Source organism: Hoeflea sp., from assembly GCF_984452065.1.
The window spans coordinates 1-10397 of the sequence record NZ_CFHWAF010000151.1; the positions used below are offsets into that span (position 1 = coordinate 1).

A 10397-nucleotide genomic window follows, 5' to 3' on the forward strand; every position below is an offset into this window, starting at 1 on the left:
CGGCGCCGCTTTCTTCCTATGGCGTTCAGAAATCCTGCGGCGAACTGCTGCTGATGGACTACAGCCGCAAAGGTTTCTTTGACGGGATCGCCATTCGCATTCCGACCGTCGTGATCAGGCCCGGCAAACCGAACAAGGCCTCGACGAGCTTCTTTTCGAACATCCTGCGCGAGCCGCTTGTCGGCGAGGAAGCCGTCCTGCCGGTGCCCCGCGATCTGCGTCACTGGTTTTCCAGCCCGCGCAGCACCGTCGGATTTCTGACGCGCGCGGCCGAGATCGATACCGAAGCGGTCGGCCCGCGCCGGGCGCTGACGATGCCCGGCGTCTCCGCCACTGTGGGTGAGCTGATCGACGCGCTCGGACGGGTCGCGGGCGAGCATAGAGCCGCCCTGATCCGTGAAGAGCCCGACCCGTTCATCACCCGTCTCGTCAGCAGCTTCCCGACCCGCTTCGATGCCGCGCGGGCAACCGAACTCGGCTTTGTCGCCGACCGGTCCATCGACGACATCATCAGGGTCCACATAGAGGACGAGCTTGGCGGTCAACTCGGATAGTCGGGGCAAGATCATTCTATTCGCCGCGACCGAAGCCGAAAAACCGCTGCCACGCCCGTCATTTCCAACGCAGCCGGGTTGTTTTGCTTGTTGACGTCCCGGCCCGATGCGACGTATCTGTGAATACCGTCATCAAAGCGTCAAAATGTAGATGAGTAGCCCCGAGCTGGAAGTAAAGCTGGAAGTTGGCACGGACGTTTTGCGCCGGCTGCTGGAAAAAGCCGCGCTGAAAGAGATGACTCTCGGCGAGCCGGCGGCGCGCCAGCTCAGATCGGTCTACTACGACACGACGGACCATCGCCTGCGAAAGGCAAAGGCCTCGCTGCGTCTGCGCTGGGACGGCAACGGCTGGACACAGACACTCAAATGCGGCACGGGCCTCAAGAACGGCCTGTCCAATCCCATTGAGATTGAACACGCCGTGGATGAACAGAAACTGGATCTCGCGAAGATCAGCGATCCGCAGATACAACCATGGCTGACCGACCTCGTTTCCGGTGAGCTGCTGCAGCCGTTGTTCGAGACCCGCATTCACCGCAACACGCATATGCTGAGCTGGGAGGGCATCGGAACGGCCGAACTTGCCGTCGACAGTGGCAAGGTGGAAGTCGGCACCAGGTCACAGGACTTCAGCGAGGTTGAACTTGAACTGAAGTCGGGACTCTCTCACACATTGCTTTCCGTGTCGGAGAAGATCTTCGAAGGCGAGCGTATCGAGCCTTCAACCACCAGCAAGGCCGGGCGCGGCTATGCGCTGTGCGCGCCCTGTGAGATATCGGCCGAAACCGGCCCCTATCCGTTCCAGAAGCCCGAATTGAGCGCCGGCATGCCGGCAGACAAGGCCATGTCGGCCATCGGCCGCTCCGCGGCGGAGCAGATCCTGGGAAACTGGAGCCGCATATTTACCTCTGAAGATCCGGAGGTGGCCCATCAGCTTCGCGTCGGCCTCAGGCGGCTGCGCACCTGCCTGAGAATATTCAAACCCTATGCCGACGGGCCCGATCTGCACACGCTGTCGCGCGCGGCGCGCGATCTTGGCCGCGTTGTCGGACAGTTGAGAAACGCCGATGTGATCATCGCCGATATCGTCATGCCGGCGGTCGAAGATATCGGCATGAACAGCCGGCACGAAGCCCTGATCAGCTACCTGCAGGACGCGCAAGGCGAGCAGCGCCGTTTTGTCCGCACCATGCTTGCCGGTGAGCAGTGGACACGGCTGAAGCTCAATTGCATGTTGTTTGATCAGGCCGTGGAACGCGCGTGCCACAACGGCAAGAGCAACGCCCATGGCATGGAACTGGGTCCGATCGCAAAGGCGGCGCTCGACAAATGCTGGAAACATGTGAAGCGCAAGGGCCGCGGGTTTTCCAGACACCGGATCGAGGAGCGCCATGACATGCGCAAGTCGCTGAAGACGATGCGTTATGCCAGCGACTACCTGATGCCGGTCTATGCGGGGCCGGAGCCAAAAGCCTTTTTCAGGAAGCTGAGAAAACTCCAGAACGTGTTCGGCTACCTGAACGACGTGGCGATGGCGGACGAACTGGCGGCGAAGATCGCAGCGGAGTTTGCGGCGGACAACGACCTCAACAAAAGTGTCACCCGCATCTGCAAATGGCACAAACGGCGCGCCGGAAAGGAAATGCGCAAGGCTGACCGCCGCTGGCGGGCGCTTAAGGACGGCTCCGGATTCTGGCGCTAGCGCTTCCAAAAGGCAGCCGGCAATAGGGGTTTGCCGGACACGCGATGGCTTCTCATGGGAAACCGCAGGCATGGCGCTTTCCTTTTGACCGGCCATCGATAATATGCGCATGAACCATTGGCCCGTGAGGTTGGGATGCGCAGAAGATGAAATATCTTGCCGGTTTGAGTGCGATTTTTGGCCTGATTCTCCTGACCGGCACAGCGACGGCACAGGCCTCATCCGACACAAGACCCAATGTGACGGTGGCGACCGTCACGGGTAAACAGCTCGGCGATCGCGGCAGGTATATCGGACGGGTCGAGGCGGTCAGCACGGTCAACATCGTGGCGCGGGTCGAGGGATTTCTGGAGCAGCGGAATTTCCAAGAAGGCGGCTCCGTCAAGAAGGGCGATCTGCTCTACGTCATCGAAAAGGGCCTTTACGAGGCCGATGTCGCCAATTCCAAGGCGCAACTGGAAGGCGCGCAGGCAACCCTGAAAAACGCGACCATCGATCTGGAACGGCAAAGAATTCTTTTGTCGAAAGGTGATGTCCCGCAATCCACCTACGACTCGGCGCTTGCGACCGTCGGTCAGGATCAGGCGAGCGTCGACGAGGCCAAGGCAGGTCTCGATACGTCCAATATCAACCTTGGATACACGCAGATTCACAGTCCCATCGACGGGCGCATTAGCAAGTCGAATATCGATGTCGGCAATCTGGTGAGCGCCAATTCCGGAACGCTGGCGACCATCACCAGCGTCGATCCCATGGAGGTCAGCTTCTATATCGGCGAAAAGGATCTGATCGAGGACCGGGCCGCCGGCCTGATCGGCGATGACAGCGGAAAGCTTCAGGTGAAACTGACCCTTGCGAACGGTGACCCCTATGATACGGCCGGCGAGATCACCTATGTCGGCACCGCCGTTGAGGAAGGCAGCGACACCGTTGAAATCAAGGCGACATTCGCCAATCCGAAGAACCTTCTTATTCCCGGCCAGTTCGTCAACGTCACCATCGAGGAAGCCCAGCCGCAAACGACGCTGGTCGTGCCGCAATCGGCGGTACAGCTCGACAATAAGGGACATTTCGTCTTCCTGGTCGACTCTTCCGACAAGATCGTCCGCCAGGACGTCACGCTCGGGCGGCAATACGACGCGCTATGGGCGGTCACGTCCGGCCTGAAAGAGGGCGAAAAGGTCGTGGTGCAGGGCATACAGAGGGTCAGCCCCGGCGATACCGTCAACCCGGTTCAGACAACCCGGTAGGGTCTCAGCGGTCATGTTGTCGAAATTCTTCATCGCTCGCCCCAAATTCGCGATGGTCCTGTCGCTCATCGCTTCGCTGGTCGGTGTGATCGCGATTATCCTCATTCCGATTGCTGAATATCCGAATGTGACCCCGCCGCAGATTCTCGTCACCGCCAACTATCCCGGTGCCGACGCCGGATTGATTGAAAAAACCGTCGCGGTTCCGATCGAGGAACAGGTGAACGGCGTCGACAATATGCTGTACATGTCATCCACAAGCACGGATGCCGGCACCTACAATCTGACGATAACGTTCGAGGTGGGAACCGATCCGGATATCGCGGCGGTCAACGTCCAGAACCGGGTACAACTGGCCTCGCCGCTTCTGCCAAGCGCCGTCACCCAACAGGGTGTCTCGACCGTCAAGCAGTCGGCCAACATGCTGCTTGTCGTCAATCTGATTTCCCCCGATGAATCGCGCGATGCGCTCTATTTGAGCAATTACGCATCTATTAACATGCAGGATGCGCTGGCGCGTCTGCCCGGGGTCGGCAGCGTCTCGCAATTCGGCCCGCTCGATTACAGCATGCGCGTGTGGATGCGCCCCGATCTGATGACGGCGATGGGACTGACCGCGACCGACCTTTCCAGTGCCATTCAGGCCCAGAACGTGCAGGCGACAGCCGGCAGCGTGGGTGGCCCGCCTTTCGCCGGTGAGACCGGTTTTCAGTTCACCCTGCAAGCCCAGGGCCTTCTGGAAACGGTACAGCAATTCGGCAATATCATTGTCTCGGGCGACAGTTCGGGACAGCTTGTCCGCCTGCGCGATGTCGCCCGCGTCGAACTCGGCTCACGCTCCTATTCGGCCACAGCATCACTGAACAACAAACCGTCGACGGCGATCGGCATCTATCAGGCACCCGGCGCAAATGCGTTGCAGGTTGCCGAGAGCGTTTACGCGGCATTGGAGGAGATGAAGACGTCCTTCCCGCAGGGCGTTGAATATCAGCTTCTTTATGACGTGACAAAAGCGGTCCGTGCCTCGATTCAGGAAATCGTGGTTACCCTGTGTATCACCGCCGTGCTTGTGGTTCTGGTCGTATTTCTGTTCCTGATGAGCTGGCGTGCCGTCCTGATCCCGGCCATCGCCATACCGGTATCCCTGCTCGGCACGCTCTCCCTCCTCTACCTGATCGGCTTCAGCGCCAATTTGATAACGCTGTTCGGCATCATCCTTGCCATTACGCTCGTGGTCGACGACTCCATCGTCATTATCGAGAACACCGAACGGATCATGGACGAAGAAGGGCTCGAGCCACGCGAGGCGACGCTCAAGGCAATGGATCAGGTCACCGGGCCGATCATCGCCACGACCTTCGTGCTTGCCGCCGTTTTTGTGCCCGTGTGTTTCTTCCCCGGCATCACCGGACGCATCTACCTCCAGTTCGCGCTGACCATCATCATCGCATTCAGCCTTTCGGCCGTGAACGCACTGACGCTGGCGCCCGCCTTGTGCGCGACCATGTTGAAGCCGAAAACCGGCAAATCATCGGGAATATTGAGCATCATTCCAAGGACGGTCGACAGGGTCCGGGATGCCTATGTCAGCCTTGTACGGGTCCTGTTGAAGAATGTGTGGATCTCGCTCCTGATTTTCATCGCCGCGATCGCCGGCACGCTTTACATGCTGCGAATGACACCGACCGGCTTTATTCCGCTCGAAGACAAGGGCGTGCTCTTCGTCAACGTGCAACTGCCCGACGGTGCGTCCTTGCAGCGATCGCAGGCCATTGCCAGCGAAATGACGGATATCGTGCTGAAGGTGGAAGGCGTAACGGACGTCATTTCCGTTTCCGGTTACAGCCTCATCTCTCAATATGCCTCGAACTATGTCACATTGATCGCGATCCTGGCGCCCTGGGACGAACGCAAGACCTCCGAGACGCAATGGTACAATATCCTCGCGACCCTGGATGAGGATCTTTCCAAGGTGCAGGGCGCGACATCATTCGTCTTCCCCCTGCCGCCCATTGACGGGCTTGGCCTGTCCGGCGGCATCACGGCGCAGATACAGGACAACCGAAACGACAGTATTGAAAAACTGGGCTCCGTGACGAACGCGCTCCTGTCGGCCGCCAACGCCGACCCGGTCTTCCAGCAGGTCTTCAGTTCCCTGTCGACCGGCTCGCCGCAATACAGCGTGTCCATCGACCGGGACAAGGCCGAAGCATTGGGTGTCAATGTCAGCGACATCTTCACCGCGCTGAAAGCCAATCTCGGCTCGATGTTCGTCAACAACTTCCTGCTCGAGGGCAAGATATACTGGGTCATCCTGTCAGCCGAAACCGGCTACCGGCAGACGATCGACGATATCGGCAACATCTACGTCAAGGGCGCATCGGGCGACATGATCCCGATCAGCACGCTGGTGGGAACGGATCCCGTCCTCGGGCCGGAAGCGATTACCCGCTACAATCTCATACGCACGGCGGCCGTCCAGGGCCTGACCAAAACCGGCTACAGCACCGGAGAAGGCATTGAGGCGTTCGAAAACATCGCCGCGAAAACCCTTCCGGACGGCTACAGCATCGAATGGACCGGCGTATCGCAGCAGGAAATCGAGGCCGGTTCATTTGTCATCTACATCTTCCTGCTCGCCTTCACCTTCGCCTATCTGTGCCTCGTCGCCCAGTATGAAAGCTGGTCCCTGCCGATTTCGGTGATGTGTTCGACGGTCTTCGCTATGTTCGGCGCGCTGCTGCCGCTCTACTTCATCGATCTTTTGAACAACAACATCTACGCCCAGATCGGCATCGTGCTGCTCATCGGCCTTGCCGCAAAGAAGGCCATCATGCTCGTGGAGTTCTCCCGGAACCGCCGGGAGGCCGGCGACAGCATCGTCGAGGCGGCGATCAGCGCCGCGCATACCCGTTTCCGCCCCGTGACCATGACGGGCCTGTGCTTCATCATCGGCGTGTTGCCGCTTGTCCTGGCCAGCGGCGCGGGCTCCGCCAGCCGGATCTCGATCGGCCTGCCGGTCTTTGCCGGCATGATCGTGGACAGCACGATCGGCCTGCTGATGATCCCGGTCCTCTATGTCGCCGTCCAGCGCCTGCGCGAGGGACGGCGCGGCAAACCGCCCGCCGAGGCCAAGGTCTGATCCGAGCGGCTTCGGCGCGACACGTGCCGAACAGGCTACATCGGCATCGGGTTGTCGCGGTAGACCGCCTGGATATCGGCCCGCACCTCATCGTTCAAAACGACATCCTTCGCCGCGATGTCCGTTTTCAACTGCTCCATCGATGTCGCTCCGATGATAACCGACGTCATGAACGGCCGCGACCGGCAGAAGGCGAGTGACATCTGGGCAAGGTTGAGCCCATGCTTTTTGGCGACGTCCGCATAATGTGCGATCGCCCGTTCCGAGCCTGGAACATAGCGGCCGTTGAGGTTCGGCTGCATCGAGCGGCGCGATCCCTCGGAAATGTCTCCGTCAATATATTTTCCCGAAAGCGCGCCCGCCGCCAGTGGCGAGAAGGCCATCAGACCGACATCTTCATGAACGCTGACCTCGGCCATGTCGAGATCGAACAGCCTGCAGATCAGGCTGTACTCGTTCTGCACGGACGCAATGCGCGGCAGGTCGTGCCTGCGGCTGACTTCGAGGAATTTCATCAGCCCCCAGGCGCTTTCGTTCGACAGGCCGAATGCACGCATCTTGCCCTCGTCGCGCAGTCGCCCCACTTCACCGAGGATATCGGCGACCTCCTGATCCATACCTTCCGGCGATTGCCCGGTCGCATCGAAGGTCCAGTATTTGCGGAAATGATAGGAGCCGCGATTGGGCCAGTGAAGCTGATAGAGATCGATATAGTCGGTCCTGAGGCGCCTGAGACTGTCGTCCAGCGCTTCGCGAATCATCGCGCCCGTGACGCGCATGCCGTCGCGCACGTCCTTGTTGCCCTCGCCGGTGATCTTGGTCGCAATAACCAGCTCTTCGCGATCGGCCCGGCCCTCAAGCCATGTCCCGATATATTCTTCCGTCCGGCCGGTCGTCTCCTTCAGGCGGGGCGTCGTCGGATACATCTCCGCCGTATCGATGAAGTTAACGCCTTCACCGACGGCATAATCGAGCTGCGCATGCGCTTCCTGCTCGCTGTTCTGCGATCCCCAGGTCATTGAACCAAGGCAGATATCGCTGACCATGATACCGCTACGGCCAAGTTCGTTGTAGTGCATGCGCTGTCTCCGGAAGCTGGGATGCCGCCGCTTGATGTGGCGTCGGCGGGATGTGCCGGACTGCGGCGAAGAGGTCGAAATGTCGAGCGCCTATTTGCAACAGGAACGTCGCTGAAAGCAATAGTACCGAAACGAATCCGGGACCGGTGAACTTTTCCGGTCCACGCAATTCCGCTACTCTGTCAAAGGCGACGGCAACAGACGGGCGGATCACATGACCTCTACAGCCAGGAACTGCCGCGGCAAATCCGTTAACCCGGGAAAGGCGAGCGGGTGGCCTTTGCATGTTGTCCGGGCGACCGTCCTGGCGGTGATCGCCGCCATCGGTTTGGGTCCGGCGGCAGCGGCAACCGAAGTCGACGTCGAACTGGTGATTGCGGTTGACGTGTCGCGATCCATGACCGAGCGCGAACTTCGTATCCAGCGCCGCGGCTATGCCGAGGCGCTTCGCAGCGAGGCGGTGGCAAGGGCCGTTGAAAACGGGCTGACCGGCAAGGTCGCCCTGACCTATGTCGAATGGGGCGGCATCAACTGGCAGCGCGTGATCGTCGACTGGCACATCGTGGAAAACGCGCAGGACCTGGCCGCCTTCGCCCGAAAGATCGCACTGACCGTCGACACCGGCATGCGGCGCACATCCATATCGGGCGCCATCGCCGATGCGGCAGCGCGCATCGAGAACAACGACATCCGGTCGCTGCGGCGGGTGATCGACATATCCGGCGACGGGCCCAACAATTCCGGTCCGCCGGTGACCAGCGCCCGCGATGCCGCCGTGGCATTGGGCATCACCGTAAACGGGCTGCCGCTGATGACGCGCGAGGGCCTCGGCGCCCGTTTCCACCTGAAGGACCTCGACGAATATTACGGCCACTGCGTCATCGGCGGCCCCGGTTCCTTTGTCATTGCGGTCACAAGCTGGGACGAATTTCCCGAAGCCGTCCGCAGGAAGCTCGTCCTTGAGCTCGCCGACCTGCCGCAGCCGCTGAAGGCAGCCTTCAGCGGCAAGACCGAGAGCGGCTATGACTGCCTCATCGGCGAGAAGATCTGGCAGCATTTCATCGATCAATATCCTTACGAGTTGAACCCGTAGCGCCTGCAGAGCCCTGTCAGAATGCGAGCGTGTCCCCCCAAACGATATATCAATGATTGCAGGCGACGATCGTCGAGGGCTGCGGAACGGGTATCTGCCCTTCCGCAAGAGGAGACCAAATGAGGATGCTAAGCAGCCGAGGAAAGCAACGCGGCAATGCCCGGACCGCAATCAGCTATGGGCGGCTTCCACCGGACGCCACAGCGGAACGACAAAAAGCACCAGGAAGCCGGTGTTGTAGAGAACGTTCATCGGTGCTCCGGCAAGCACGGACCCGATGCTGTCGATCACGAACCAGATGATGACGGCGGTCAGAATGATTGGCCGGCCGAGGGCCGGGTCCTTTGCATAGACGCGTGTGGTCACCATCCAGATCATCACCCCCCATCCGGCGATGATGCCGCTGCCGATCGCCCAGAGCAGACGCGCCTGCGGCGGATCGCCGGCCGGACTTGCGTCGAGTGGCCAGAAAGCCAGATCCATCATCGTGTGGGCAAGGCCCGACGTCGCCGGATGGGCGCCGGGCAGGCTGATCAGGCCAAAGCCGACAAGAACCGCCGCCGCGGCCTTGAGCCATGTGACGGATGTTTGATGCTGCATAGCCATGTCTCCGAGTCGCTTTCGTTGCTTTTCGGATAAAGCGGCAGCCGACGTGCCGCAATTACCTTGCAGGTAAGTGTTTTCCGCACAGCGCCGGCTATAGTGGCCCCATCAACGCCACAGGAAGGACGGCGCCGTTGCAGAACGCATTTGGAGAATCGCTGAAACACTGGCGCGCCCGGCGCCGGATGAGCCAGCTCGACCTCGGTCTCGCCGCGAATGTGTCCGCCCGGCACATCTCGTTCCTGGAGACCGGCCGTTCGCGGCCGAGCCGTTCGATGGTGCGCCTGCTGTCGGAGTCGCTGGAGCTCCCGCAAAGCGAACGCAACGCGTTTCTCGGAGCGGCGGGGTTTGCGCCCGCCTATCGCCGCCGTGATCTGGACGACACCGACATGGCCCATGTGCGCGCCGCCGTTGACTGGACGCTCGAGCGGCAGGATCCGTTTCCGGCCATGGCGCTGGACCGGCACTGGCGGATCGTGCGCACCAACAGATCGGCCGGCCTCATTCTGGCCGGCGCCGGGCTTGGCGAGGGCGACAGCCTGCTCGAGGCGCTGTTCGACACCGAGAAAATGGCCGGCGCATTGGAGAACTGGCTGGAGGTCACCCAGCACATGATCGTGCGCCTGCGCACCGAAAGCGCCCATCTCGGCGGCGATCCGGTGCTGGATGCTGCGGTGGACCGGCTGACCGAAGAACGCGGCCCCCGCCTGCCGGCTAACGATGGCGCATTGCCGGCGATCATACCGGCGCGTTATCGTGCCGGCGACAGGATGCTGTCTTTCTTTTCAACCATCGCCCAGTTCGGCTCGGCCGAGGATATCGCCCTGTCAGAACTCAGGATCGAACTGATGTTTCCGGCGGACGAGCCGACCCGCGCGGCGCTTTTTGCCATGGCCGGACAAACCGATGGCCGAACGGTCTAGAGCGAGTTGTGATTAGATTGAAGCATTTGATGGCGGAAAATCGGTTCACTC

Annotated in this window: 8 protein-coding genes; 6 read left to right on the forward strand and 2 right to left on the reverse strand. The window is 60.7% G+C overall.

Annotated features, from left to right (window positions below):
* The 4 genes from AC5E6N_RS20760 to AC5E6N_RS20775 all read left to right on the forward strand — a co-directional run.
* A partial coding sequence (locus AC5E6N_RS20760; protein WP_491749599.1) for a Rossmann-fold NAD(P)-binding domain-containing protein occupies positions 1 to 554 on the forward strand: 554 nt, incomplete at its 5' end.
* Between the two features lie 151 nt (positions 555 to 705).
* Positions 706 to 2256 carry a CYTH and CHAD domain-containing protein gene (locus AC5E6N_RS20765; RefSeq protein WP_491749600.1) on the forward strand — a complete coding sequence of 517 codons (1551 nt, stop codon included), beginning with the start codon at positions 706 to 708 and terminating at the stop codon, positions 2254 to 2256.
* 146 nt (positions 2257 to 2402) lie between these two features.
* On the forward strand, positions 2403 to 3506 hold the full coding sequence (locus tag AC5E6N_RS20770) for an efflux RND transporter periplasmic adaptor subunit (RefSeq protein ID WP_491749601.1): 1104 nt from the start codon (positions 2403 to 2405) through the stop codon (positions 3504 to 3506).
* Positions 3507 to 3519: 13 nt separating this feature from the next.
* The gene (locus tag AC5E6N_RS20775; protein WP_491749602.1) at positions 3520 to 6648 is read left to right on the forward strand and encodes an efflux RND transporter permease subunit; all 3129 of its coding nucleotides are present in this window, start codon (positions 3520 to 3522) and stop codon (positions 6646 to 6648) included.
* A gap of 35 nt (positions 6649 to 6683) precedes the next feature.
* Here AC5E6N_RS20775 and AC5E6N_RS20780 read toward each other — a convergent pair whose 3' ends face one another.
* Entirely contained in the window at positions 6684 to 7727 is a 1044-nt protein-coding gene (locus AC5E6N_RS20780; protein ID WP_491749603.1) for an aldo/keto reductase, read from the reverse strand.
* Positions 7728 to 7941: 214 nt separating this feature from the next.
* On the opposite strand from AC5E6N_RS20780, the gene AC5E6N_RS20785 reads away from it, so the two are divergent.
* A complete protein-coding gene (locus AC5E6N_RS20785) occupies positions 7942 to 8820 on the forward strand; it encodes a DUF1194 domain-containing protein (protein WP_491749604.1) in 879 nt (292 codons plus the stop codon).
* A 171-nt stretch (positions 8821 to 8991) separates the two neighbouring features.
* Here the strand turns inward: AC5E6N_RS20785 and AC5E6N_RS20790 are convergent, their stop codons facing one another.
* Entirely contained in the window at positions 8992 to 9420 is a 429-nt protein-coding gene (locus AC5E6N_RS20790) for a hypothetical protein (protein WP_491749605.1), read from the reverse strand.
* 137 nt (positions 9421 to 9557) lie between these two features.
* Here AC5E6N_RS20790 and AC5E6N_RS20795 point away from each other — a divergent pair, with 137 nt between their 5' ends.
* Positions 9558 to 10346, forward strand: a complete 789-nt coding sequence (locus AC5E6N_RS20795) for an MmyB family transcriptional regulator (protein ID WP_491749606.1) — start codon at positions 9558 to 9560, stop codon at positions 10344 to 10346.
* The last annotated feature ends 51 nt before the right edge of the window (positions 10347 to 10397 follow it).

Coding starts and splice junctions, on each gene's coding strand:
- AC5E6N_RS20765 (WP_491749600.1), top strand. CDS start 706: ATGAGTAGCCCCGAGCTGGAAGTAAAGCTGGAAGTTGGCACGGACGTT.
- AC5E6N_RS20770 (WP_491749601.1), top strand. CDS start 2,403: ATGAAATATCTTGCCGGTTTGAGTGCGATTTTTGGCCTGATTCTCCTG.
- AC5E6N_RS20775 (WP_491749602.1), top strand. CDS start 3,520: ATGTTGTCGAAATTCTTCATCGCTCGCCCCAAATTCGCGATGGTCCTG.
- AC5E6N_RS20780 (WP_491749603.1), bottom strand. CDS start 7,727: ATGCACTACAACGAACTTGGCCGTAGCGGTATCATGGTCAGCGATATC.
- AC5E6N_RS20785 (WP_491749604.1), top strand. CDS start 7,942: ATGACCTCTACAGCCAGGAACTGCCGCGGCAAATCCGTTAACCCGGGA.
- AC5E6N_RS20790 (WP_491749605.1), bottom strand. CDS start 9,420: ATGCAGCATCAAACATCCGTCACATGGCTCAAGGCCGCGGCGGCGGTT.